22 protein-coding genes, 2 tRNA genes and 1 rRNA gene are annotated in these 25173 nt (G+C 56.5%); 15 read left to right on the forward strand and 10 right to left on the reverse strand.

Annotated features, from left to right (window positions below; translation table 11 throughout):
• Window positions 1–4 precede the first annotated feature (4 nt).
• Complete coding sequence (locus E3E27_RS06130) at window positions 5–703, forward strand: HAD family hydrolase (RefSeq protein WP_167774060.1); 699 nt, start codon at window positions 5–7, stop codon at window positions 701–703.
• A 5-nt stretch (window positions 704–708) separates the two neighbouring features.
• On the opposite strand, the gene E3E27_RS06135 is transcribed toward E3E27_RS06130, so the two are convergent.
• Together E3E27_RS06135 and E3E27_RS06140 are read right to left on the reverse strand one after the other, a co-directional pair.
• A complete protein-coding gene (locus tag E3E27_RS06135) occupies window positions 709–5121 on the reverse strand; it encodes a DNA polymerase domain-containing protein (RefSeq protein WP_167774061.1) in 4413 nt (1470 codons plus the stop codon).
• An 81-nt stretch (window positions 5122–5202) separates the two neighbouring features.
• Complete coding sequence (locus tag E3E27_RS06140) at window positions 5203–5757, reverse strand: hypothetical protein (protein WP_167774062.1); 555 nt, start codon at window positions 5755–5757, stop codon at window positions 5203–5205.
• Window positions 5758–5860: 103 nt separating this feature from the next.
• On the opposite strand from E3E27_RS06140, the gene E3E27_RS06145 reads away from it, so the two are divergent.
• Window positions 5861–7222: an RsmB/NOP family class I SAM-dependent RNA methyltransferase gene (locus E3E27_RS06145; RefSeq protein ID WP_167773869.1), complete on the forward strand. Its 1362-nt coding sequence runs from the start codon at window positions 5861–5863 to the stop codon at window positions 7220–7222.
• Here the strand turns inward: E3E27_RS06145 and E3E27_RS06150 are convergent.
• Window positions 7219–7836, reverse strand: coding sequence for a TIGR00296 family protein (locus E3E27_RS06150; protein WP_167773870.1), 618 nt, complete (start codon window positions 7834–7836; stop codon window positions 7219–7221). The two genes, E3E27_RS06145 and E3E27_RS06150, sit on opposite strands and share 4 nt — an antisense overlap.
• Window positions 7837–7930: 94 nt before the next feature.
• On the opposite strand from E3E27_RS06150, the gene E3E27_RS06155 reads away from it, so the two are divergent.
• From E3E27_RS06155 to E3E27_RS06170, 4 genes are read left to right on the forward strand one after another with little or no spacing between them, the layout of a single operon-like run.
• Window positions 7931–8239 carry an MTH1187 family thiamine-binding protein gene (locus E3E27_RS06155; protein ID WP_167774063.1) on the forward strand — a complete coding sequence of 103 codons (309 nt, stop codon included), beginning with the start codon at window positions 7931–7933 and terminating at the stop codon, window positions 8237–8239.
• Window positions 8226–9359 (forward strand): DUF373 family protein, encoded by a 1134-nt coding sequence (locus E3E27_RS06160; RefSeq protein ID WP_371731565.1) that lies wholly within the window; start codon window positions 8226–8228, stop codon window positions 9357–9359. Before E3E27_RS06155 ends, E3E27_RS06160 begins: the two co-directional genes overlap by 14 nt.
• A complete protein-coding gene (locus E3E27_RS06165) occupies window positions 9337–10395 on the forward strand; it encodes a hypothetical protein (protein ID WP_206204818.1) in 1059 nt (352 codons plus the stop codon). The genes E3E27_RS06160 and E3E27_RS06165 overlap by 23 nt, the downstream gene beginning before the upstream one ends.
• Before the next feature lie 40 nt (window positions 10396–10435).
• Window positions 10436–11281 carry a deoxyribonuclease IV gene (locus tag E3E27_RS06170; RefSeq protein WP_167774066.1) on the forward strand — a complete coding sequence of 282 codons (846 nt, stop codon included), beginning with the start codon at window positions 10436–10438 and terminating at the stop codon, window positions 11279–11281.
• Here E3E27_RS06170 and E3E27_RS06175 read toward each other — a convergent pair.
• Window positions 11278–12321, reverse strand: a complete 1044-nt coding sequence (locus E3E27_RS06175; RefSeq protein WP_167773871.1) for a P1 family peptidase — start codon at window positions 12319–12321, stop codon at window positions 11278–11280. The two genes, E3E27_RS06170 and E3E27_RS06175, sit on opposite strands and share 4 nt — an antisense overlap.
• Before the next feature lie 84 nt (window positions 12322–12405).
• Between E3E27_RS06175 and E3E27_RS06180 the strand changes: the two genes are divergently transcribed.
• The 4 genes from E3E27_RS06180 (at window position 12406) to E3E27_RS06195 (ending at window position 18366) form a co-directional block, all read left to right on the forward strand.
• Window positions 12406–14031, forward strand: a complete 1626-nt coding sequence (locus tag E3E27_RS06180) for an iron ABC transporter permease (protein ID WP_167773872.1) — start codon at window positions 12406–12408, stop codon at window positions 14029–14031.
• A complete protein-coding gene (locus E3E27_RS06185; RefSeq protein ID WP_167773873.1) occupies window positions 14025–15029 on the forward strand; it encodes an ABC transporter ATP-binding protein in 1005 nt (334 codons plus the stop codon). The genes E3E27_RS06180 and E3E27_RS06185 overlap by 7 nt, the downstream gene beginning before the upstream one ends.
• A gap of 264 nt (window positions 15030–15293) precedes the next feature.
• The gene (locus E3E27_RS06190) at window positions 15294–16874 is read left to right on the forward strand and encodes a hypothetical protein (RefSeq protein ID WP_167773874.1); all 1581 of its coding nucleotides are present in this window, start codon (window positions 15294–15296) and stop codon (window positions 16872–16874) included.
• Between the two features lie 154 nt (window positions 16875–17028).
• Window positions 17029–18366: an NCS2 family permease gene (locus E3E27_RS06195; RefSeq protein ID WP_167773875.1), complete on the forward strand. Its 1338-nt coding sequence runs from the start codon at window positions 17029–17031 to the stop codon at window positions 18364–18366.
• Between the two features lie 43 nt (window positions 18367–18409).
• On the opposite strand, the gene E3E27_RS06200 is transcribed toward E3E27_RS06195, so the two are convergent.
• A complete protein-coding gene (locus tag E3E27_RS06200; protein ID WP_014788553.1) occupies window positions 18410–18847 on the reverse strand; it encodes a metal-dependent transcriptional regulator in 438 nt (145 codons plus the stop codon).
• Window positions 18848–19199: 352 nt separating this feature from the next.
• On the opposite strand from E3E27_RS06200, the gene E3E27_RS06205 reads away from it, so the two are divergent.
• A tRNA-Lys gene (locus E3E27_RS06205) sits at window positions 19200–19277 on the forward strand.
• Between the two features lie 216 nt (window positions 19278–19493).
• On the opposite strand, the gene E3E27_RS06210 is transcribed toward E3E27_RS06205, so the two are convergent.
• Together E3E27_RS06210 and rrf are read right to left on the reverse strand one after the other, a co-directional pair.
• Window positions 19494–19571 (reverse strand) — tRNA-Asp (locus tag E3E27_RS06210).
• A gap of 8 nt (window positions 19572–19579) precedes the next feature.
• Window positions 19580–19701: ribosomal RNA gene (rrf, locus tag E3E27_RS06215) — 5S ribosomal RNA — on the reverse strand.
• Between the two features lie 92 nt (window positions 19702–19793).
• Between rrf and scpB the strand changes: the two genes are divergently transcribed.
• The 4 genes from scpB (at window position 19794) to E3E27_RS06235 (ending at window position 22775) form a co-directional block, all read left to right on the forward strand.
• A complete protein-coding gene (gene scpB / locus E3E27_RS06220; RefSeq protein WP_014788554.1) occupies window positions 19794–20399 on the forward strand; it encodes an SMC-Scp complex subunit ScpB in 606 nt (201 codons plus the stop codon).
• A 126-nt stretch (window positions 20400–20525) separates the two neighbouring features.
• The gene (locus E3E27_RS06225) at window positions 20526–21587 is read left to right on the forward strand and encodes an OB-fold nucleic acid binding domain-containing protein (protein ID WP_167774067.1); all 1062 of its coding nucleotides are present in this window, start codon (window positions 20526–20528) and stop codon (window positions 21585–21587) included.
• Between the two features lie 13 nt (window positions 21588–21600).
• A complete protein-coding gene (locus E3E27_RS06230) occupies window positions 21601–21978 on the forward strand; it encodes a replication protein RepA (protein ID WP_167774068.1) in 378 nt (125 codons plus the stop codon).
• Window positions 21975–22775, forward strand: coding sequence for an OB-fold nucleic acid binding domain-containing protein (locus E3E27_RS06235; RefSeq protein ID WP_167773876.1), 801 nt, complete (start codon window positions 21975–21977; stop codon window positions 22773–22775). Before E3E27_RS06230 ends, E3E27_RS06235 begins: the two co-directional genes overlap by 4 nt.
• Window positions 22776–22820: 45 nt before the next feature.
• On the opposite strand, the gene E3E27_RS06240 is transcribed toward E3E27_RS06235, so the two are convergent.
• Genes E3E27_RS06240 through E3E27_RS06250 form a run of 3 tightly spaced genes read right to left on the reverse strand, consistent with a single transcriptional unit; the run spans window position 22821 to window position 25162 of the window.
• The gene (locus E3E27_RS06240; RefSeq protein ID WP_167774069.1) at window positions 22821–23201 is read right to left on the reverse strand and encodes a ribonucleoside-triphosphate reductase; all 381 of its coding nucleotides are present in this window, start codon (window positions 23199–23201) and stop codon (window positions 22821–22823) included.
• Window positions 23202–23219: 18 nt separating this feature from the next.
• The gene (locus tag E3E27_RS06245; protein ID WP_167774070.1) at window positions 23220–24050 is read right to left on the reverse strand and encodes a geranylgeranylglycerol-phosphate geranylgeranyltransferase; all 831 of its coding nucleotides are present in this window, start codon (window positions 24048–24050) and stop codon (window positions 23220–23222) included.
• 44 nt (window positions 24051–24094) lie between these two features.
• A complete protein-coding gene (locus E3E27_RS06250; protein WP_167773877.1) occupies window positions 24095–25162 on the reverse strand; it encodes a Clp1/GlmU family protein in 1068 nt (355 codons plus the stop codon).
• Between the last annotated feature and the right edge of the window lie 11 nt (window positions 25163–25173).

Below are 25173 nucleotides of genomic sequence, written 5' to 3' on the forward strand. Positions count from 1 at the left end.
AAAGATGAAGCTCGTCTCATTCGACGTCTGGAACACCCTCCTCGACATCAACGTGATGCTCGACGTCATGGCCGTTGAGCTCTCCAAGCTGATGGGAGCGTGCATAGTCGACGTTGTGGAGGGCATGATGCTCACGCGCGAGAGGATAAAGCGCATGCGCGCCGGGACTCAGGGGGACCCCGAGAAGGCGCTGGAGGAGAGCCAGGAGATGCTGGCCGAGCTTCTCGGCACAGACGTCGAACTGGTCAGGAGGGCCGCCGCGAGGGCGACGCTGAAGGTGGGGGACGAGATGGTTCTCCCCGGGGCGAAGGAAGCCCTCGAAGGCGTCAGGAGAAAGGGCCTGAAGGTTACCGTGACGGGCAACGTGATGTTCTGGCCGGGCTCTTACACGAGGCTCCTCCTCGAGAGGTTCGGCCTGATGGACTACATTGAGGGAACCTTCTTCGCCGACGAGGTTCTAGCTTACAAGCCGATGCCCGAGATGTTCAGGAAGCCGCTCGATGCCTTTGGCGTGAAGCCTGAAGATGCAATCCACATCGGAGACACCTACGCTGAGGACTTTGAAGGGGCTCTAAAGGCTGGCCTCTGGGCCGTCTGGATTAACCCGGAGGCTGAAGAAGTGAGAAGAATCCACGAGAGGGGTTTTGAAGTGCCTGGAGTTGAGGGGATTTTAGAGGTGCTGGAGAGAATAGAAAGGGGCTAAAGCCTTCATTTCTTCCCCTTCGGCTTCAGCCACGCGCCAAGCCCAACCTGCCTCGTCTTCTGGTAGCGCAGGTCTTCCTTGCGGTAGCCGAAGGCCCTGAGGATTCTCTCAACTGCCGGCAGAACCTGGTTCTCGATGTAGTAGTCCGCATCGTACTTGTGCTTCGTCGGATCGAACTCGTCGAAGGGAATGGCTCTATCTCCAATCCTGCCTGAACCCTTAAGGACGATGTAGCTTATCACAGTTCCGGGCCGGATTTTAACACCTCTGGCGGCCAAACGCTTCGCTATGGCCACGTGCGGGCCGGTGGCCTTGTAATCCTTCAGTTCACGCGTTATCTGCTCGTGGATAACCAGCTTCTCCGGCGGAACCTCGTACTTGCTCAGCTTTTCGGTGACTTCTCTGACGATTCTAACGGCCTCCTCAACGTCACCGTGCCTGAGTATCGCCTCAAGAACCCTCGCCTGCGTCTCCTTCGCTATCTCGCTCCAGTCGCGCCTGACTATCTCAAGCCCGCGCGTGATTATCTTGCCCTCCTCGTCGATGACCGCGTACTTCTTCTTCGTGACGAAGAACCCCCTGACGTAGAAGCCCTCGTATTCGAGTTCAAGAAGGCCGGGCAGTTTGGCGTTGATGTACTTTAGGAACTCCCTGGCCTTCTTTTTGACTGTCTCGGCATCGGCGCCTGGAATCGTCGCGAAGAAACCGTCGGTATTGTGAACGAGTATTCCGTTGGCGAAGAACCTGTGGGTTCCCTCAACCTCGATGTCGTAGACGTAGCCGTTGTAAGTTATCTCTTGGATATCAATGGGCGTAATTGGGGCGATTTTGGATAGGCCTTTCTTGACGGATATTAATTCCCTATCCCCAAGTTCGTGAGGTTTTACCTCCCTAAACACGTTCCCTTCCCTAACGATGAGGGAGTGGTCCTCTGTAACGTCCAGATGCCACGAGTTGGTGAATTTGATTCTGTAGATCCTCTTGTCAGCCCTGTGCCGCATAACGTAGGGAACCCGTCTCCATACGAGCTTCCCCCTGCTATCAAGGGTCAACGCTTCGACGCCTTCGAGAACGCAGTACTCTTTCTCCCCAATTCTGTAATCAACACGCTCAAAGAGTTTTTCTATAGGCACGAACTCAACCCGGCCGTTCCGCCTGATTATCACCTCAGTGTCACCGGTGACGCTGTCCGCATAGAGCACCTTAAACCCGAACTTATCCTCTATCTCGCGAATGGTCGTCTCTATGTACTCCCTGCCCCACGCCGTGACGCTCTCGGCGCACTCCCTGCAGTACCATCTTGCCCTGGCGTAGCCGTAGTAGCCGTAGTAGCTGTTGTGCGCGTAGAGGAACCCAAAGCCAGCCAGGAAGTTCTCGTCCTCCTCAACGCTCAGGTCGTAGACGTACCCCTCGTAGCTTTCCTTCCTGACTTCCGAGACCCTGTCGAGGACTATATCCCCGTCGAGGAGCCAGCCTATCCTCCCGGCCCTTTCTGCGTCGAGCTCCCCGCTTTCCACCAGCTCCCTGAATTTCCCGGGGCTCATGTTCTTCTGGAAGGCCCGGCCGAAGGTCTCTTCCAGCACTTTCCTCGGTATGACGTGGGAGTAGTAGGCGTTCTTCCGCTTCCGGTACTCTGTAAATGGCAGTTCCTCGTTCACGTAGACCCTGTAAACCCCGCTGTCGTGGCGGAGCTTTATCGCTGAGACGCCCAGCGAGTTCAGGAGCAGGACGAGGCCGTTAGCCAGAAGCTCGCTCTTGGTGGAGAGCCGAACCATCTTGCTCGGGTGAACGTCGCCGTCGCCGATGAAGTACCCCTCAAGGAAGGCCCAGCGGACCTCCTCAGGGGACGTGAAGATAAGCCACGGAACCCTCTTGTTCTCGGCCAGCGAACCGCAGAGTCCCTCAAAGATTAGGTAGGCCATCTTCTTTGAAATCTCGACGTAGTTCCTCCCGCGCCTCACGCTCCCAAAGAACTCCCTCGCGAGGTTCTCCATGTCGTCGAGAACGCTCCCGTCCTCGTTGTAAAGCCTCACCGTGTAACTCCAGCCCCCTGTCTGGTTTTTCCACTTCCCGGCGCTCCCCTCGCTCACGTAGTAGCCGAGGAGCTTTGCGAACTTCCAATCAACCTCTATGAACGGCCTTATCCTGAACCCGTTCCTCGTCCCAACGAGCCACTCTTCAAGCTCCTTCTCGGGCATCAGGCGGAGGACGGGGCGGAGCGCGTTGAAATCGGCGATGAACTCCCTCCTGTTGCCGTTGTAGCGGATTACCTCCACAAGCCTCTCGTAGAGCGCGCGGTACCTTTCCAGCCCCTCCTTATCAACCACTTCGTAGCCGATTTTCCTCAGCTTCACGTAGCCGAGTCCCGCGAGGTGCCCCAGGTAGCGCCTGGCCGCCCTCGGTCTCCTCTCCTCCCCAAAAATCCAGCGGAGGGTTCTGAGCATTCCCCTGAAGAAGTTCTTTCTACCCTTTGCCGGAATTGTCATGACGATGTCGGCCGTTTCCTCCTCGGGCAGTTCGAGGAGCAGTTCAACGATGTTGAGCCTTTCCCTCCTCTCCGGGAGGGTTATCCGCTTCGGCACCGCCAGGAGGTCGCCGGGCTTGACCTCTTCCCCCGTCACCTCCACAAGCTCGCCGTCCCGGTACGCGAAGAGGCTGTGGCCCCGCGTCACGCTTATCCTCCTTCCGGAGTTGAGGGTTATCCTGTAAACTTCCCCGGCATAGCGGTGCCTTATCACGGCTTTCACCGGCATTGTGCGGGCTTTCCTGGACTCCCTGTCGAAGGAGAGGGCGTAAAGCCCCTCGACTTCAAGGACCTCGGTGTCACCGTCTCTTTTCACCCTCTCCCCGCTGGCTTCCATCAGTCCATCAACCAGCTCGCCGATGCGGACGGGCCTGAGTTTCCCCCCTTCAATGACCGCAACCCACTCCCCGGGAAGAAGGCTGTTCGCCAGGATTTTGATAGCGCGTTGCCTGTAATCGAGGAGCTTCCTCTCCAGCGGGTCGAGCGTTGCCTTCATCTTCTTCTTTATCTTCTGCCTCTCCTCGAGCAGGTTTCCGAGAAGGCTCGGAATGAAGCCGGGGAAGTCCTTGCAGAACTTGTGACCGACCTCGGGGGCAACGTCGTAGCTCCTACACCCCTCGCGGTTGAGAGTGTCAGGGGAAACGTTGTGGGTGATGATGATGGAGGGGTAGAGGGACATAAAATCTAAATACACGATATTGTCCCACAGTCCCCGCTCCGGCTCCTTGACGTAGCCGCCGGCGTAGCCCCCCCTTCTCCTCGCCAGCTCCCTCTCGTCGGGCTTGTTGGGAGCGAGTTCGTTCCTCTCGTAGGCTTTCCTGAGCAAAAACCACTCGACGAGGTTGCCGGTGCTGGAGCGGGAAACGTCCCAGAGGCTCTGACCGATGAGCCTGGAAAGCTGGGCCTCCATCGGGAAGAACTCTTTTCCTAGCTCGTAGGTGACCCTCGCGTCCTCCATCGAGTAGCGCGCGACCCTCTCAAGCCCCTCGCCGGTCTCCCAGGCGGTGGCTATCTCCTCGGCGTAGACCTTCTCCTTTGGCTTTCCGAAGATGGCCTCGTATACGGCCTCAAGGGTATAGGTGGGCAGGTTTATGGTGCGCCTTATGACTGGATAAAGGTCGAAGTGTATCCTGCCCTTCACCTCAACCGCAAACCTGTCCCCCATGCGCTGTATCTTCGGCTCGCTCCCGTCCCTTCCGAGGGTAAAGCTCACGCCAAGCTTCTCACAACGCCTCTTGAGGTAAGCGAAGTCGAAGTTGTCGCCGTTGTATGTTATCAGCACGTCCGGGTCCTTCTCCTTAACGACCTTAAGGAAGCGCTTTATCATCTCCTTCTCGGTGGAAACAACCTCAACGTAGGGCAGGTCGATCTTCTTCCAGGTTATCACCCTCGCCTCGCTTTCATCTGCGTAGCTTATCATCAGAATCGGCCCGGTTCCGAACTCCTCGCCCTCGTGGTAGAGCGTCTCGATGTCGAAGGACATGAGTTTAAGCTCTTCCTCACCTTCCATCGGGATTAGGCCCTTGTCTATGAGGTAGCGCTTGGCGAAGGGTATGTCGTACTCGTAGATGTCGATGACCGCGGGGTGCTCCCTTATTTTGTCGCGGATTGCCGGCACGTCCTGCGGGTGCGTGAAGTAGAGCTTCCATACCTCAACCGGTCGGCCGAGGAACTTCTTCTTCACCTTCTCCGCGCGCTTAACCTTAACGACCCTGCCGTGCCTCTCCGCGGTTATCTTTTTGATTTCTTCGATGGCGGAGTCGTCCCTGAGGAGCGCGTAGAAGTAGGGCTCGAACTCGCGGTCGTATTCAATCCTGAACTCGCCGTCCTCCTTCTTGAAGACCCTGATGACGGGCTTTCCGTCCTCTGTGATGTAATCAACGTCAAGGATCATGCCCAACACCTGCCTGATTATCGAACTGAGAACTAATAAACTTCGCCATCGATGTCATCAGAAAAGAGGAGAAAGCAACAATCAAGGGCTCACAACCTTTGGAACAAGGGCACCGCACTTCCGCTGAAGCTCGGCGTTGGCTTTCAAAAGCTCTTCACTGGGGTAGTCGCCGTTCTCTCGCCATTCCGTTGCAAAGTCGTGAATCAGGCTTAATCCCTCACGGACGGCGGAGACGTTGGCGGTTCCGTTGATGAAAGCCGTTCTTGAGACGTTTAGAAAATCCAGGCACGGCCCAGTATCGACCATTACAAGAACCGAATCGTTGAACGTGTCCAGTTCAAGGTAATCCGCGGTCTCGATTAAGTGATTGAGGAGGCTCAGAAAATCACCCTCAAGTTCAACGGTGGAAAGGTTAAACACGGCAGTGGAATTCGAGTCGAGTGCCCCAAGCGCATTCTTGGAGTGGAACTGGATATCAACCATTGTGGAAAAAGTCACGGTGTGGATCCAGCCCCTTTCACAGTTCCTCTGCCCCTCAATAAAGGCGTCCAAACGCTCTCTCTGGACGTGGAGATGGAGAGCCGAAACCAGGACTATCAGCAACACCGCAAGGGCCACCACACTGCTCAGCTTCATTGACTCCACCACGTTAATCCCACGTTCCAAGGTAATAAGTATTTCGGCGAACAAAGTAGAAACACACCACCACCTTTTTAAACTCCCGCTCAGAGCCCCGCCCATGGAGCTGTTTTACAGGGTGAGCTTTCAGGAAGTGGTGGCCGACGCTCTAAGCCTGGTTGAGGAGCGCGAGCTGTCGTCGAAGCACGCCCTTGAGAGGGTCTTTAAGCGGGTAGCTGGCAGGGACAGGGACAAGGCCCGCGGATTGGCCCACGCCTACGTCTTCGAGATAGAGAAGTGGCGCGCTAAAATAGACTTCATAATCAACTCAGCTTTGAAGGGCTCGACGGTTGATGATCTCGACCCCTATCTGGCCAGTCTCCTCCGCATAGGAACCTTTGAGATACACTTCAGAAAGGTTCCGCCGGCAATAGCGACCGACTCGATAATCCGCGTCGTCAAGGAGCGCTTTGACTTCAGCAGGGCGAAGTTCGTCAACGCGCTCATGCACTCGATAGAGAGGTTCGACGTTGATAAGGCGCTCAAGAAGCTCAAGGAGCGTGACAGAATCGAGTGGCTCTCAGTTCGCTTCTCCCACCCGCGCTGGTACGTTGAGTACGTGATAGACCTTCTCGGCTACGATGAAGCCGTTCGCCTGCTCCTAAGCAACAACAGGCCGCAACGCTATTACGTCCGGGCCAACACCCTTAAGACGGACGTCGATTCCCTCCGCGATTATCTTGAGGAGAACGGGGTAAGGACGGCAAGAACCCCCGTCCCCGATGTCCTGAAGGTTCTCGACTACAAAACGCCCGTAACGAGGCTCAACTGGTACAGGGAAGGGAAGTTCGTGATTCAGGACTTAGCGAGCGCTTACGTTGCCCACGTTCTGGCTCCAGAGCCGGGGGAGAGGGTCCTCGATCTGGCGGCCGCTCCCGGTTCAAAGACCTTCCACGCCGCCGCTCTAATGGAGAACCGCGGTGAGATAGTGGCGGTGGATTACTCTTACGACAGGCTCATGCGCATGAGGGAAAAGATGAAACTTCTCGGCATTAAAAACGTCAAGCTCGTCCACGCGGACGGCCAGAGCTTCAAGGACAGGGAGAAGTTCGATAAGATAATCCTCGATGCACCGTGCTCAAGCTCCGGAACCTACCGCCAGTTCCCAGAGGTGAAATGGCGCTTCAACGAGGAGAAGATAAAGCGCATCATAAGCGTCCAGCGCAACATGCTCAGAAACGCGTACGAGAACCTCCGCGACGGCGGCGAGATGACGTATTCGACGTGCTCCATAAGGGTTGACGAGGACGAGGAGAACGTGCTCTTCGCGATAAACAGGGCCGGGCTGGAGCTTATTCCCTACGACTTCAGCTGGGGTGACAGGGGCTTCCTTGAGGTGGGGGAGAAGGTTTTCAGAGCGTGGACCCACAGGCACGACTGCAACAGCTTCTTCATTGCAAAACTGAGAAGGAAAAAGGGCTAAACCAGCGGCTTCCTCCTCACAGGTCCGCGCGGGTACTCCTCCTCGAAGACCTCTGCGGTGAAGCGGTAGACCTTAGTATCGGGGTCGAGCCAGCAGTCGGGCGGAAGGCCGGCCTTCCAGCAGGTCTGGGCTAAGAATTCCTCCTCGTCCCACCCCCACTCTACCGGCACCTGCGGGAGGAGCAGGCCGGAGTAGATTCCCTTCTCGATTATCAGACCGTCCCTGCCGACCTTTATCCTCCTCGGCCTCTCCTCGGGCGGTCCTTCTATAGGCTCCGGCGGTGTTAGGACGCTGACCTCCACCGTGAGGTCATCGAGCTCGCTCTCCCTGACCGGCGGGAAGCGCGGGTCGTCAACGGCCGCGTAGATTGCCGCCTTTATAGTTGCTTCAACCAGCGGGTAAATCGGCAGTGGGAAGCCTATACAGCCCCTCAGGGCCATCTGAGGCGGGGCATGGCGTTTGTTCAGCGTCACAAAGACGCCCATCTTCTCCCACAGCTCGGGAGGGGTATCCTCAGGAGGTTTTATTGTCCTGCCGTTCCTGACGTACTCCTCAACGGCTTTTCTCGCAAGCCTGACGAGGAACTCACCCCATTCGTCCCTGATTCTGTACATCGTTCTCACCCCTAGTTCCTACGGCGGGAGGAGTTATTTACCTTTCCCGCAAAGCTTAAAAAATTGCCGAAGGAAGTTAAGTCGGGTGTCGAAAGTGGTGATAGTGGAGTTCGTGATTGTTCCCCTCGGTGAGAAAAGTCTGAGCCGGTACGTCGCCGAGGTGGTAAAGCTTTTAGAGAGAAAGGGTGTTAAATACCAATTGACACCGATGGCAACGATAATAGAGGTTCCGACCGTGAGGGAAGCTTTCGATATAATCGAGGAGGCACACGAACTGGTATTCAAACTGGGCGCTTCACGGGTTTCAACAACCGTAAGGATCGACGACAGACGGGACAAGCGTGTCCACATGGAGGACAAGGTAAAATCAGTCCTCGAAAAGGCGAGGGGTGGTCGAGATTAGGGCACTGATTCTCGCCATAGACCGTGATGACGATTTCGGGCAGAAGGCGGGCGTGGAAGGTCCCGTCATCGGGAGGGAGGCCTGCATAGATGCAGCCCTCAAGCTCAGTCTGGCCGATCCGGAGGACAGCGACGCCAACGTTGCTTACGCCGCTGTCAAGCTTCACGACGAGCTCAGGGAGAGCGGGGAGTTTGAAGATGTCCAGGTTGCCCTGATAACCGGCCACCCCAAGGTGGGCGTCAAGAGCGACCTGGAGCTGGCCAGGCAGCTGGAGGAGGTTTTGAAGGCATTCCCTGCCGATGGGGTCATCACCGTCACCGATGGGGCGGAGGACGAGCAGATATTCCCGATAATAACATCAAAGGTCCCCATAATAAGCTCCCACCGCGTCGTGGTCAAGCAGAGCGAGGGCATAGAGACGACCTACTACATCATCTACCGCTACCTCAAGGAGATACTGAGCGACCCGGAGGTTGCAAAGGTTGTGCTCGGAATCCCTGGAATGATACTCCTTCTCTACGGGATAGCACGCCTCATCGGCGTCTGGTATCCGGAGAGCGTTAAGATAATCTCCGCCACGATAACGGGAACGATACTGCTCTTCATCGGCGGTTACTTCTTCACCAAGGGCTTCCGCTTTAACATAAGGGAGACCGTGGCCAAGCAGTTCGTCTTCGTGATATCCCTGATAGCGGGAATGCTCATAATCGGCGGCGGCGCGATAAACGCCTACTTTCGGCTGGAGGAGTACTCGCTGGAGCTGATAGGCAGCTATCCCGGGACGCCCCTGCTGGCGATGCTGATATACATCAACGCCCTGAACTCGTCGCTCATACTGGGAATCGCGGTGATGATAACGGGCAAGGTGATACAGTCCTACCTGAGGAAGGACCACCACATATGGTACTATGCCTCCACGCTCCTCATGATGCCCGCGATGTGGGTCACGATAGACCTCACCACCCGCTACGCGATGGCCATACTGACGCTCTCGGACATAGAGGTCTTCACGAAGCTCCTCGTGGCCCTGATCGACGTCGGGATAGCCGTGATGGCGGGAATATATCTAAGGGGAAAAGTTAGAGGATGGGAGAGAGTTGAGGCTGGAGCAGGCTCTTGAAGAATATGAGAAAAAGAAGGAAAGGGCCGAAAGAGTGGTCGAGAAGGTCAGGCGGAAGTACGAGAAAAGGCTCGAAAAGAGACTGAAGGAAATCCTCAAGAAAATAGACGAGCTGGAGCGGAGAAAAATCCCCAGGAACGTCGACGAGAAAGTGCGCAAGATAGTTACCGCAGAGAGAAGGAACTACGTAACCTCCCTGAGGAACGCGCTGGCGAGCATCGAGAGCATGGAGGACCTCGGGAAGCGCCTTCCCGACCTGGCAAAGCTCCACGTGGGGCACGGCAAGTACCTGATTCTCCTCTTCGAGAAGGACGTTTACGCCATCAACCGCCTTCTAAAGGAGCTCAACGAGGACTACCTCAGCTACTACCGCGAGCTTGAGAAGGCAGAGCTTCCAGAGCTGGGGATACGGGGACTCCTCGAAGAGATGGAAGAGATCAGGAAGGCCATAGCCGAGGGGGAGGCCGAGAGACAGGGACTCGTTGAACGGCTCAGGGAGCTTGAGGGAGAGCTCGAGGGGCTGTACAGGGAACTCGGACTGGACGAGCTGGACGAGAGAATAAGCACCCTCTCGAGCAGGATAAGAAGCGAGGAGATGGAACTCCGGTCAAAGGCCTCGAAACTCCAGAAGCCCGTGAGGAGAATGCGCCTCGGCGGTTTTGCGGACGAGTTCGCCAGGGACAGCTCGGTCGTCCTGCGGGAGCCGGAGAAAACCCTCTCGCTGCTTCAAAAGGTCTATCCCCGCCTCGAGGGCAAGTACCGGAAGACCGCCCGGTGGCTGGTGGAAAACCTCGAAGAGAAGGTAGGAGCAATCGAGGAGGACAGGGAACTGCTCGAAGAGCTGGAAGCTGAAAGGGAAAAGCTCATCGAAGATGTCAGAACCAGGGAGAACGAAATCAGGGAACTGGAGAGGCTCATCGAGGAGAAAGAAGCCGAACTGAAAAAGCTCAGGAACAGGCTGGAGCACCTGGAGAAGGGGCTCGAGGAGAGCATCGCAAAGCTCGAGGGAATCCTCGGAACCAAAATCGAGCGATAGGTTTATGAGTTAGGCTCCCCTAATTCTTCCGGTGGTGAGCATGTTCAAGGTGGACAGGCTTCGCTTTGGCACGGCCGGAATACCCCTCTCAACGCCGAAACGCTCAACCATCGACGGCATAGTCCACGTGAGGAACCTCGGGCTGGACGCTATGGAGCTGGAATTCGTCAGGGGAGTGAACCTCAAGCCAGAGCTGGCGAAGAAGATCAAGTACGTGGCAAGGAAGCACGACGTCCTCCTAACGGCCCACGCCCCCTACTACATCAACCTGAACGCGAAGGAGAGGGAAAAGGTCGAGGCGAGCAAGAGGAGGATAATCCAGAGCGCCGAGAGGCTCTACGATGCCGGCGGCTGGAGCGTGGTATTTCATGCGGGCTACTACCTCAAGCAGGACCCGGCGAAGGTCTACGACAGGATAAGGGACGAGCTGAAGGCGATAGAGCGCGAGCTGATGGACAGGGGCGTCAAGGTCTGGCTCAGGCCCGAGCTTACAGGGAAGCCAACCCAGTTCGGAGACCTGAAGGAACTCGTGAAGCTCAGCGAGGAGCTTGAGACGGTTCTGCCAACGATAGACTTCGCGCACGCGCACGCGAGGAACGCAGGCAGGTGCAACACCGTCGAAGAGTGGCGCGAGATGCTGGGCTTCATGGAGGACAGGCTCGGCAGGGAGGCACTCGACAATATGCACATCCACATAAGCGGCATAAACTACACCGCAAAGGGCGAAAGAAACCACCTGAACCTGCAGGAGAGCGACATGAACTGGGAGGACCTGCTCAGGGTTCTCAAGGAGTTCCGCGTTAAGGGCGTCGTCATAAGCGAGAGTCCCAACATCGAGGGCGACGCGATTTTGATGAAGAAAAGGTACGAGGAGATAAAGGTCTAGGCCTTTCCAGCTCTTCCGTACCTCTCCATTATACCAAGAAATTTCTCGACCGGTAACGCGTACCTTACGTGTCCGTTGCCCTCTAAAGTTTTCGCCTGGAGGAGCGCGTTGATTATCGCCTCCTCCGTGGCCTCGGCCGCCGCTCTAAAGAGCCGGCTCAGAGCGTTGTCCGGCAGAAAGCTGAGTAGATGAGCTTCCTTATCCAGAGGGACGGTCTGGGCGGTGGAGAAGGCCAGCACCACGTCACCGCTACCGTGGTAGGCGTAGCCGCCGGTTCTCGCGAGTCCAACCACCGCCCTCTTGGCGAGCCTCCCGAGCTGCCTCGCGGTCAAAGGCGCGTTCGTGGCAACGACGATAGAGATGCTCCCCCTTCCAGAGGCTCCCCTGCCCGGGTAGTCCCTCAGCTCGAGCCCGACCGGAACCCCGGCCACCGTCAGGTCCTCCCGCCTCCCAAAGTTCGCCAGGACGAGCGAGGCGACGGTGTACTCCTCCCCGCCGATTTCAACGACCCTTGAGGAGGAGCCTATTCCGCCCTTGGACTCGAAGGCGCTCATTCCCGTCCCAGCTCCGACCGAACCCTCCTCAAAGTCGAGTTTGGCCTTTTTGACGGCCTCGAAATAGTGCTCCTCTTTAACGGCGAGCTTCCTTATGTTGTTCAGGTAGGAGTCGTTGCACTCCATAACGACCGGAGAAACGCTCCTCAGCTCCGGGTTCAGCTCGATCATGTGCTTGACCATCGCGTTTGCCACGGTGTAAACGCTCAGGGTGTTTGTTAGAGCTATCGGCGTCTCAATGTAGCCGAGCTCCTCCACCTGGATAAAACCGATGGGCTTTGAGAAGCCGTTCATAACGAAAGTTGAAGCAAAGAGCCTCTCCCTGTACGGGTTCTTGACGGGGGGAAGCAGAACGGTAACGCCGGTCCTAACGTCCTCTCCCTCGATTATCGTCGAGTGGCCGACTCTAACGCCCAAGTCCGCCATTGAGTTCCTCTTTCCGTGAGGGTGAAGTCCGATCTCTATTCCCAGCTCGGGGGCCTTCATGGTATCACCGCAGTGATTTGGGCGTGAGAACTTAACAATTTTGTTCAATCAACCCTTATAAAGAGCAAAAACCGAGTTTTGCCCATGAGGGTGAAACCTTCGAAGCTCTTCCTGCTAATTCCTCTGGCGTTCCTGCTGGTCTTCTTCTACGTTCCCTTAGCGAGCATACTAAAAACGGCCCTGTGGGAAAACGGATTCACGCTCAGGCACATCTCGGCCGTCCTGGCAAACGACTACCACAGGAGAGTCATCATCTTCACGATAGGACAGGCAATAGCTTCAACCCTGCTGACGCTCGCCCTCGGCCTCCCCGGGGCGTACATCTTCGCCAGGTACGACTTCCCCGGGAAGAGGGTCATAAAGGCCGTCCTGACGGTTCCCTTCGTCATGCCCAGCGTGATGGTCGCCCTGGGGTACATCCTCCTCTTCGGGAAGAGCGGGATAATCACGGGACTCATCGGCCGCGACCCCGGAATCCTCTACTCCTGGAAGGGAATCCTCCTGGCCCACGCATTCTACAACTTTCCCATCGTTATTCGCATGGTCTCGTCGCTGTGGCAGCGCGTTAATCCCCACTACGAGGAGGCGGCGATGGCCCTGGGGGCGAGGGGCTGGACGCTCTTCCGCAAGGTTACCCTGCCGATGATATCCCCGGCGATTTTTGCCTCGGCGATGCTCACCTTCGTCTTCTGCTTCCTGAGCTTCTCGATTCCCCTCATAATCGGCGGCTACCGCTACGCCACCATAGAGGTGGACATCTTCACCTCGATAATGGTCCTCCTCGACTTCAAGACCGGCTCGGCGCTGGCCATAATCCAGATACTCCTCAGCATGGGCTTCATGTACCTCTACCTCAGGGCCCTCGACAGCTACGCCAAGCGCGAGGAGCAGAGGGTTTTCAGGAGGCCGGTTCCCTTCACGAGGCATGACTGGCTGAGCGTCAAGGGGCTGCTCGTTGGAGTCTACTCCCTAATCGTCTTCGTCTTCATAGTCTCCCCCCTCCTGGCCGTTATCTACGACTCCCTGCGCTTCAGCGGTCAGTGGAGCCTGGAGTGGTACAGGAGGATATTCTCAACCGAGTACAACCCGATGTTCGGAGCGACAACGCTCGACGCGATAAGGAACTCCCTGACCTTCGGCCTCGCCACTGTAGTCCTCTCGGTTCTCGTGGCGTTGCCGATAGCCTACGCCCTCCACCGCTGGAACTTCAGGGGAAAGAGGCTGTTTGACGTCTTGGTGATGCTCCCGCTGGCCAGCTCCGCCATAACCCTCGGTCTGGGATACATAAGGGTCTTCCACACCACGCCCCTGTACTTCACCGCCTGGATAATCATCGCCGCCCACACGGTGATAGCGTACCCCTTCGTCCTCCGCGCCGTTTCCACGAGCCTGAAGAAGATAAGGCCCAGCCTCTTCGAGGCGGCGCTGAGCCTGGGAGCCAGGGAGTGGAAGGCCTTCCTGAGGGTGGAGCTTCCGCTGGCGCTCGGTGGAGTCATCGTCGGTGCGATATTCGCCTTCGCCATGAGCATAGCCGAGCTGGGGGCGACCTACATGCTGGCAAAACCTGAATACACCACCATGACGGTGGCGATATACAAGTTCCTCGGGGCGAGGCAGTTCGGCTCAGCCTCCGCCCTGGCGGTTCTTCTTATGGCCGTCTCAACTCTGGCCTTCATGGTGATAGAAAGGGTTGGTGAGGAGGTATGGTGAGGGTAGAGCTAAGGAGAGTGGTTAAGGAGTGGGAAGATTTTCGGCTTGAGATAGGCGAGTTGAAAGTCAGGGACGGCGAGTTCCTCACGCTCCTCGGTCCGAGCGGCTGCGGAAAGACTACAACGCTCAGAATGATAGCGGGCTTTGAAAAGCCGGATAGGGGGGAGATACTCTTCGACGGAAGGCGGGTGAACGGGTTACCTCCCTACGAGCGCGGGATAGGCATAGTCTTCCAGGACTACGCGCTGTTCCCCCACATGACGGCCTTCAAGAACGTTGCCTTCGGGCTGGAGATGAAAAAGCTCCCGAAGGCCGAGATTGAAAGAAAGGTGAGATGGGCGCTCCGGCTGGTCGGTCTGGAGGGGCTTGAAAACCGCTATCCGGAGCAGCTGAGCGGTGGCCAGCAGCAGCGCGTGGCCCTCGCGAGGGCACTCGTTGTGGAGCCTGAGGTTCTGCTCCTCGATGAGCCGCTGAGCAACCTCGACGCGAAGATAAGGGAGAGGCTTAGAGGGGAGATAAAGAGAATCCAGCGCGAGCTCGGAATAACGACGATATACGTCACCCACGACCAGGAGGAGGCGATGGCGGTAAGCGACAGGATAGCGGTGATGAACGTCGGAAGGATAGAGCAGGTTGGAAAGCCGCTGGAGCTTTACTACCGTCCAAAGACGGAGTTCGTGGCGCGCTTCCTTGGCCTGAGCAACATACTGGAGCTCAAAGCCGAGAACGGAATGGCCTGCCTCGAAAGCCTCTGCTTCGACGTCGGAAGGGAAGGGAAGGTCAGGGTCTTCTTCCGGCCGGAGAGCGTTCACATAAAACCCGGCGACGCGGCGGAGGTTCTCGACTACGAACTCCTGCCCGGCAGGATAAGGCTGAGGCTCGGGATTGGAGATAAGGTAATCCTCGCGGAGCGCTTCCTCGATGAGCTGCCCTTCGGCGTCGAGGAGATGCCGGAGAGGGTTGGCATTGAAGTGAGGAGCTTCTCGGTGCTGGGGTGAAAAGCCCAGAGGATTTTTCAAAGTGCCGTTTCACACCCATAATATTTGTAATGGTTCGAACTGGCATAACTTGTTCCGGCTTTGTTTTCACTTTTGGCGATAGAAAGGATTAAATAATTTATCGGCATATTTTGTAATACAATCCCAAATTGAAAGCGCAAGTTGGGACTGGGAAGCCCATGGGTGTTATCGTTGGGGGAACCGTGACTGCGGCACCGGCCGGAAAGCCAGAAACAGTGTACCCAACCAGGAGGAGGGAGAAAATTGGACCCTAAGAAGACTGTGGCCGCCATAACGATATCCATTATCTCCCTCTCCCTTTTTATGGCGATCCATAATACAACCACAGAAAACGAACAGGATAGTATCACCCCCCTTCCCCAATGCAGCATAGTCTACGCTCCCAATTTTACACCGTCCAACTCATGGCACTGGAGCGTGGAGGAGGTTATGAACAGAACAATAAAGGGTTTTGATGACAGGATTCTGTTCGAGAACACTGATAGACTGGAAAGGGAGGACTGGCCATCTGCACTGGGCATAGAGCCGCCCTGCTTCATGGCAAAGGGAGCGCTCCACATTGAGGGAGAAAACGTGGGGACAACATACCGGCCGGTGGTGGGGTTCACAGAATATTACGGGGTGGAAAACGCCACAATGCCCAAAGGCGAGGTGTACCTGGCACACTACGCAGTACCGACCACCGGGGCGATATGGAGGATAAGGGAGTACTGGGTTTACCCCGAAGATAGAGCCAGAGAAGAAACACCGGTAGCTGAATGCAACTGCTCCCGGGAAGACGTTATAAAAGCCACACTGGGGAGAATCGAGAAGGGAGGCTTCATTGAGATTGAATCGAGCCTAAAAACCAGCGAAAACAATTGTTTTGAGCTTATCACCTCCAGACTGTACAAAGGGCCGGAGGGCTACCTCTACGTCGAGTTTGCGAGGGTTAGGGGACTGGACCTAATCAGAGTTCTCATGGTAATGGGAAAGGAGCGGGGGGTGGTTGAGGCCTACTCAAGGGCCATAAGCGCCGGTAGCCCCTTAGAAGGGGTTAATGCGGGATACTGGCCCGAACACCCGAACACGTCCGCCTGCAAACTCAGCATGAATCCGGAATTTACCCCCGTTAATGCCTGGGCCGGCTGGAGCGTCAGGCGTCCTCTGGGAAATCTGTACGTGGAATACAACGACGGTCTAGCCATCATGCCCCAGTTTTCCCCGAGAAACGTCAGCTCGGAGAATCCTCCAGGAGCTTTGTACGGTGTGGACTGGCCCTCTAGAATTGGGATAACCCCCAAATGCGCGATAGCCGATGGCCAGGTAGCCTTTGTGACCTGGAACACCAAAAACGCCACGGGAGCATTCTGCCCCACGGTGAGAAACAAGCTATGTGCCATTAACAGGCAATCTCCCCTCCTGCCAGGGGGAAAGGTGTACCTGGCCACGTACGTGATACCCCGGGCCAACACAACATGGGTAATTCAGGAAAACCTCGCCTGTAGGGGGTGGAACAACTTTCTGGAGCCGGCAACCTGCGGGAAAAGGGAGACAACAATAAGGGGGGCCTGCACCTGCCCCACCGGGACCGTTATCAACCAACTCGGGAACGCGATAAATGCGGCAGGATTTGAAGAAGTCTCCCTGGAGAAAAAACCCGTTGAGAACGATTACTTCAGGCCGCTGAGCGTGAAGCTCTACCGCAAAGAGGGCCAGTACCTCTACGTGGAGTTCGCCGAGGTTAAGGGCATGGACATGGTCAGGGTCCTCATGATACTGGGCAAGAAAGAGGAAGTCGTGAAAGCCTACGCGGAAGCCTTCACCGCCGGCCACTCAAAATAGCGGCTTCTCATTTTCTCTCATTTTCAGCACCCCTCCCCAGGTTCGTGAATCCGATCACCCACCCAACGCTTGTTACTTTTGACATTTATCAGTCAAAAAACCTTTAAAAAACCAAGTTATTAGGCAGGAACAAGTCAAATACGGGGTGAGGCTCATGGGGTGGTTCGAGAACTACTTCGAGTTTGATAGGCACGGCACCGACATGAGAACCGAGATTCTGGCAGGTGTTACGACCTTCATGACCATGGCCTACATTCTCTTCGTGAACCCAGCCATACTCAGCGATGCCATGGGTAAGGAAGCCTTCAACTCGCTCGTAGCTGTTACCGCTCTCTCGGCTGGTTTCGCAACGATCCTCATGGGGCTGTACGCCAAGAAGCCCTTCGCCCTCGCGCCGGGAATGGGACTGAACGCTTACTTCGCCTACAGCGTTGTCCTTGGAATGGGCTACGACTGGAGGGTGGCGCTCGCCGCGGTGTTCGTTGAAGGTTTAATCTTCATAGTCCTCAGCGTCACAAAGGTGAGGAGCGCGGTAATCCACGCGATACCCATAAGCCAGAAGTACGCGATAGGTGCCGGTATAGGCCTCTTCCTGACCTTCATCGGCCTGAACGACGTCGGCCTGCTCACCGCTGTGGTGAACGACGCGGGGGTGCTCCAGTTCACCGGCCTCAACACCGCCGCCCTGACCAGCGGGGAGATACTGCTCTTCTTCTTCGGCCTGTTCCTGGCGATGGTTCTCATCTCCCTCCGCGTCAAGGGTTCGCTGCTCATCTCAATCCTCGCCACGAGCGTCATCGGCTGGGTCACCGGGATCGCCCCCTGGCCGGACCAGCTCTTCTCAACGCCCGACATAAGCTACACCTTCATGCAGATGGATCTCAAGGGACTCCTCAACGTCGGGGCGCTCGGGGTTATCTTCGCCTTCTTCATGGTGGATTTCTTCGACACCCTGGGAACGGTAACAGGCCTGAGCGCCAAGGCGGGCTTTCTAACCAGGGACGGAAAGGTTCCCGACGCCGAGAAGATACTCCTCACCGACGCGATAGGAACGACGGTTGGAGCCGTCCTCGGAACCTCGACGGTCACAACCTACATCGAGAGCGCCGCGGGTATAGAGGAGGGCGGAAGGACCGGAATGACGGCCCTTGTTACCGGTCTGCTCTTCCTCGGAATAGGACTCTTCATAGCGCCGCTGGCCGGGGCCATACCGGCCTTTGCAACGGCTCCTGCACTCGTCATAGTGGGTTACTACATGCTCAGCGCCATAAAGGAAGTGAACTTCGCAGACCACACAGAGGCTATTCCCGCTTTCCTTGTGCTCATAACCATACCCTACACCTACTCGATAGCGGACGGAATAGGCATCGGCTTCATCAGCTACACGATACTCAAGATCTTCAGCGGCAGGAGGGACGAGGTGCACCCGCTGATGTACGCCCTCTCGATAATCTTCCTGGCCTACTTCGCCTACCTGGGTGGGGTCTTTTGATTTCGTTTTCTTTATTTCTTGAATGAACTAAAAGTTTGGAAAATCACTCCGACTTCGCGTTCTCGGCCAGCTTCTCTTTGAGGAACTGCTTGAGCACGTAGGGGCACTGCTCCTGAATGAACTGGGCGAACTCCCTTATCCTGTTAACCGTTATTTCACTCACGTAGTGCTCAAACTGGCAGGCGTCGCGTTCCGCTATCTCGGGGGGAATTCCAAGGATATCGATGAAGAACTGAGTAAGGAGCAGGTGCTTGGAGTACGTCTCCTCCGCTATAGCCTTTCCCGCGTCGGTGAGGAGGATCCTGTCGTACTTCTCGTACTCGACCAGCCCCTTGCTGGCGAGCTTCTTGAGGGCATCGACCACGCTCGGCGGCTTGACGCGCATCATTTTAGCTATGTCCTTAACCCGAATGACCCCCTTGTTTTTATGGAGAATGTACATGGTCTCCAAGTATTCTTCTTCCCTCTTGCTTACCTCCAACGGCCTCACCTGATTAGGCTACCCAAAAATGTTTAAGTAGTTTTCGCAGCAGGGGAAACTTTGCCTGCGCAAAGTTTCATCAAAGTTAGCAACTCTTTTCAAAGAGCGTTCTTTAGCAACGTGATTCCTCAAACCCAGATAAAGAAATCCGCTTCAAACACCAATCTTTCAAGGAGTTTCCTTTTTGACGCCCTTCGGGCATCGATCTAAAAGTGAACTCCCACATGTCATCAACTCGAGAGCTACAAACTTCTGTGAAACGTTTTCTAAAAGCCTCCTTTGATGAAGCTTTAGGGGACAAATTTTCGGGGCAAAGCTTATAAAATCTCCCGGCCGTTATCCCATCGGGCGTGGGCCGGTAGCTCAGCCTGGTTAGAGCGCGGGGCTTTTAACCCCGTGGCCGCGGGTTCGAATCCCGTCCGGCCCGCCACACAAAATTCCTCCATTAATGCCTTTCTCAAGGAGTTCCTCTTCTTTGACGCTCGAAGGGCGTCTTTTTAGAGTTAAACCCACTCACAAGAAGCGCCTAATGGGTTCTTCCTCTCTAAAATTGACTTAAAGCAGGTAAACCTCCGTAATAATCCACACCTCAAAAAGGAGCTACAAACTTTCCATCAACGCTTTGCGAAGCAAAGGGTTGTTAGAATGGCGCCCGGGTCGGGATTTGAACCCGAGTCACGGGAGTGACAGTCCCGTATGATGGGCCTGGCTACACCACCCGGGCGTTTGAGTGGCCGGCGGCGTCCCCGGTTTCCCGCCCCCTCTCGGAGGGCAGTACACCCGGGATCGCTGGCGGGCTTAACTTCCGGGGTCGAAACGAGACCGGGTGTGACCCCGCCGCTATGACCGCCGTACCGGTACAGACCTCCCGACTTGAGTTTATAAACTTTACGGTCGGGGAAAAGGTTATAGTGATGCCCCGCGAGGGAGTAGGGAGGGTGATAAAATGGGACTGCTGGAAGACAAGGCTCTGGTCGAGGCCGCCCTCTTCGTTTCTGGCAGGCCGCTCAGCGTGAAGGAGCTGTCGAGGGCGCTTGGCATAAGGTCCCTCGACTACCTGGAGAAGCTAATCGAGCTTATAGCGGCCGAGTACGCCGAGAGGAAGAGCGCCATAGAGGTCGTCAGGGTTCTGGGTGACAAGTACGTCATGCAGGTGAAGCAGGAGTACAGCCAGCGCGTGGTTCACCTGATGCCGAGGCCCGACCTCAGAACCGGTGAGCTGAAGACGCTCGCTCTCATAGCCTACCTCCAGCCGATAGAGCAGAGCAAGGTCGTCAAGCTCAGGGGGAGCCAGGCCTACGAGCACATAAGGAAGCTCCTGGAGATGGGCCTCATCTACGCCGAACCGTACGAGAGGACTAAGCTCCTCGGAACAACGCCGAAATTCGCCGAGCTATACGGATTCCCCGAGAACGATCCCAACATCATAAAGGAGGCCTTCAGAAAGGTGGTTCACGCGGAGTACAGCGACCTCATAGCGAAGCTCGACGGAAAGGACCAAAAAAGCACAACCGAAGAAACCACCGAGACGGCCCCAGAGGCAGGTAGATGATTTCCCCTCTGTTTTCCCGTTTCGGGTCGAAGGAGAAAAAGAACCGCCCGTTTGGGGAAAGGCCCCTCACAGGGTTGGAGAAAGGTTTAAATACCCCGACCCACAATTACCATTAAGGTGAGTGTTATGGGGGTACTGACAAAAGAGCAGATCGTGGAGAAGATTGAGAGGGAACGCGGCCTCTCGAGAGATGAAATCGAGGGGAGAATATCGCAGATAGTGGCGAGAGAAGGCATATCCGAGCACGCCGCGGCCTTGATGCTGGCCGAAGAGCTTGGAATAAACGTAGAAGGAGAAGATGAGCTTCTCCACATAACCGACCTGGTTCCGGGAATGACCGGCGTGAACATCGTCGCGAGGGTCATGAGGAAGTACCCGCCGAGGGAGTACAGGAAAAGGGACGGCTCCACAGGGCAGGTGGCGAACCTGATAATCTATGACTCAACCGGCAAGGCCAGGCTCGTCCTCTGGGACGGCCTGGTGAGCAAGTACTACAACGAGTTGAATCCTGGCGACGTTATAAAGGTAATCGACCCCAGCGTGAGAGAGGGGAGGGGCGGAATCGAGCTCCACGCCAACTTCAGAACGAGGATAATCCTCAATCCGGAGGACCCACGCGTCGATGAGATACCGCCGCTCGAGGAGGTCAGGAGCTACAACTATCAGAGGAGGAAGATAGGTGAGCTGATGGGCGGCGAGAGGTTCGTTGAGGTTCGTGGAACCATAGCCAGACTCTACCGCGTTACGGTTTACGACGCCTGTCCCGAGTGCAGGCGGAAGGTGGACTACGACCCGGCCACTAACTCCTGGATCTGCCCGGAGCACGGGGAGGTCAAGCCTGTCAAGATCACCATAATAGACTTCGGCCTGGACGACTCAACGGGCTACATAAGGACCACCCTCTTCGGCGACGACGCGGCCGAACTGATAGGTGAGGACCCGGAGGAAATAGCTGAAAAGCTCAGAGAGCTCGTCGAGGGCGGCCTCACCATGAGGGAGGCCGGCAGGAAGCTGGCCGAGGAGAACTACTACCACCTCCTCGGGAGGGAGATAGTGGTCAGGGGCAACGTCGTGGACGACAAGTTCCTCGGGCTTATCCTCAAGGCCTTTGGCTGGGAGGAGGTGGACCCGAGGAGGGAGATAGCAAGGGTCAGGGCAGAGCTGAGAAAGGCCATAGCCGAGCTCTAGGGTGGTGAGTGAGATGGAAGAGGTAAGGTTCCGCAGAAGAAAGCCCGCCGTCGAGAGAAAGATAGGCGAGATAAGGGAGGACGACACCAGGGTCTCGCTCATAGGTAAGGCCTTCAAGGTCGATAAGATGGACTACACATTCTGGCTCGACGACGGAACCGGGGTCATACTCATCGAGAGCGAGGACAACGTTCTTCCCGAGAACGGGCAGATCGTCAGGGTCATCGGAAGGGTCATCAGGAACGAGGAGGGGGTGCACGTCTTCGGCGAGGTCATACAGGACTTCAGCAGCGCCGACCTGGAGGCCCTCGAGGAGATAATGGAGCTTGAAAGGAAGATCCTGCCCAAGGTCGAAGGCATCATCGAGTTCTTCGGGGGGGAGGAGATATGAAGAAGCGCCTCCCAGCGAGCAGGGTCTACATCAAGGACATCATTGACGGCTACTACGTCAAGAGCGAGGGCGACTTTGAGCCCAACTACCTGATAACCCGCGACGCCAGAAAGGTCTACCGCGTTAAAGTCGTCGCTACCGTCGTGAGGGAGCCTGTCATAAGCGCGGACGAGACCTACGGGAAGCTCCAGATCGACGACGGAACCGGAACTATATGGGTGCTCGGCTTCCGCGACGATACAAGGTTCATCAGGCTCGTGAAGAAGGGCGATCTCGTTCAGATAATCGGAAAAGTGGCGGAGTGGCGCGACGACAAGCAGATACTCGTTGAGGGCATAGCCAAGGTCGAGCCGAATATGTGGATACTCCACCGCTTCGAGACGCTGAAGGAGAAGGTAGAACACGCAAGGAAAGCGAAGATTGCCTTTGAGATATACGACAAATACGGAATCACAGCAAAGGCAAAGGTCATAGCCAAGAACAGGGGCGTCAGCGAAGAGATGCTCCTTACCATAGACGAGCTGTACACGATGATGCTCGAGCAGAGGACACTCGAGGAAGAACTGTTCGAGGAGGGCGCAACGGAGGAGGTAAATGAGGAGAACCCCGAGCTGGAAAAGGCCAAGGAAGCCGTGCTGAGTCTGCTTCGCGAGAAGGGCAAGGCGTTGTCCCACAAGTTCATCGTCAAGAAGCTCTCCCAGGAGTTCGATGAGGGACTCCTTGAGGAGGCGATAACCCAGCTGTTGGCAGAGGGTGAGATATACGAGCCAGAGATAGGCTACTACGAGCCGCTGTGAGCTCTTTCTCTTTTTAACTCTCTTGAAAAATAGAAAAAGCGGGGGTCAGTACTGCTCCCTCATCGTTCTGATGACCGGGTCGTGAATGAGCGTTGAGGTTATGCTATCCACCATGCGGAAGAACTCGTCGCGGCCCCTCTCGAGCGGCATGTTCTCCAGCTTTATCAGCTCGCACCTCGAGCCTAGTATCCACTTGCCGAGGAGTATCTTCTCCCGTCCTCCCCTCCGAAGGTCTAGCCTGATGAGGCCGTAGGGTATGTCGGCGGTCCACCAGTTGGCCCTAAAAATCACGCGCCAACCGGCTTCCTCGACGGCCTCGACGAGCTTTTCAAGCGTCACTCCCGGCCCGTGGGGAGTTTTGAAGGTGAGCACCGTCCAGAGGCCGTCCCCCCCGAGTGCGTTGATGAGTTCGTCCTTAAACTCCATGAGCACCACCTCCTTACGTTAAACGAGTGCGGCTATCAGGAACGCCATCACCGCCAGGAAAATACTCACCTTGAGCATTTTCTGGGCCCTGTGGGCCGTCTCCCTGTCTTGGGAGCGTAGTATCAGGAACGCGGCGTAGAGTATCAGCGCATCTACCGGGACCATCGCGTAGTAACCCAGCCCCACGCCGGCCTTAACCGGGAGGAGCGAAGAGGCCACGGTGAGCAGGGCGAAGAGTGCTCCAACGTATGCGGCCTTCTTTTTCCCCCAGACTATTGGAAGCGTTCTCGCGCCCTTGGCGATGTCCCCCTCAACGTCCTCGATGTCCTTTATGATCTCCCTGGCCACGTTCACCAAGAAGGCGCATAGCGCCAGGTAGCCGGCTAAGCCAATGTGCTCGACGGCTAGGGCACCGTAGAGCGGCGTCGCTCCTGTCAGTCCCGCCACCACGAGGTTTCCAACGAGGGGCAGGGGCTTGAGCTTCCAGGCATAGAGGAACATGGCGGCGTACGCCACGATAGCCAGAATGAATGCCTGGAGGTTTATCAAGTAGGCCAGGAGAAGGCCGACCGCAAAGAGGGACAACGAGTAGTAGAGCGCGACCTTCCTGCCCATCGCACCCCTTGGGAGGGGCCTGTCCGGGCGGTTGATTTTATCTATCTCGTAGTCGAAGTAATCGTTTACCGTGTTCCCCCCCGCGCAGCCAAGGGTGACCACGAGGAAGACGAGCGAAGCCGTCAGCGTGTCGGGGAAGTGCCCAACCGCCACTATCGAACCCAAGAGCCCCACTATTCCAGCCAGGACGCAGTTGTGGGGGCGGGTTATCTCGATGAACGCCTTGAGTTCCATTAGGGCCACCTAATTCGATTAGGCAATCGACTTAAAAATCTTTGCTAAAGCTCGTCCCTCGAGAGGAGGCCCAGCTCCTCACCGGTTTCGAGGACCCTCACGCGGCCGAAGCGCAGTTCGACGGCTTTCTCCACGGCTTCCACAGGAAGGGGCGTGAGAACGTGGGCGCGCATCTCGCTGAAGTTTATCCACTTGAGTAGACCCACTCCCAGGCAGAGGCCGTTCCCGTCTATGAATCCAACAAGAAGATTACTCAACCGATCGAAATCAACCGCCTTGAGCACTGCTCTACTGTACTGCCTCGAATGGCCCTCCGACTCGGCCTTCACCACGGTGTAGCGCTCCCCCTTCCAGCCGGCGAGGACGAGCCAGCGGAAGATCGCTGAGATCAGCTCGGTCTCCTCAGGGATTAAGGGCCTTCCCCGGAAGAGCTCCGTACCGCCGGGAGTGATCTCAGTTAAATCGACCTCCACGAGAGTTGAACCTGCGAAGTAGGCCTTCCACTTCTCCCTCCTGACTTCCCTGCGCTCCTCGCGGGAGTGCTCCCTCGCCTTGGAACTGACCTTAAGGGTCACCGTTTCCCCGTAAGGTGCGAGCGCATTCTTGAGGTCATTAAGCTCGCCTTCCCTCTCTAGAAAGACGATGACGTCCGGCCTAACCAGCTCGGCCTTGAGGCGCTTCATGTCGAACCCTGGTCCAGTAACGAAGCCGGTCGTGTCGATTAGGACTACATCGGCCCTCTCCGCGGCGATGTCGGAGAGGCGCTTTACAGCGACTGCCATCTCGCCGATGTACTGGCCCGGGGAAGTTGTGCCGATGAAGTAGTGGGCCTCACCGCTCAGCTCGCTCGGGCTGGAGAACGGGCCGTCCGGAAAGGCCAGGCTGACCGTTGCGGGGGGAAGGATCCCCTTCTGGCCGACGTCACTGTCCACAACAGCGACCCTAAGGCCCCTCTCAACCAGGCCGTTGGCGAGAAAGGTGAGAAGGGTCGTCTTCCCGCTGTCCGTTCCACCGATGAGCATCACCTTAACCGGCCCAGTCATTGAGGAGAGCCCATCGAGAAGGGTCAGGCGATCCTCCGGGACATCTGTTGTGTAGGCCGCCTTGTTCATGGGAATGGGTT

It is taken from the genome of Thermococcus sp. MV11 (assembly GCF_012027285.1).
Classification (GTDB): Archaea; Methanobacteriota_B; Thermococci; order Thermococcales; family Thermococcaceae; genus Thermococcus; species Thermococcus cleftensis.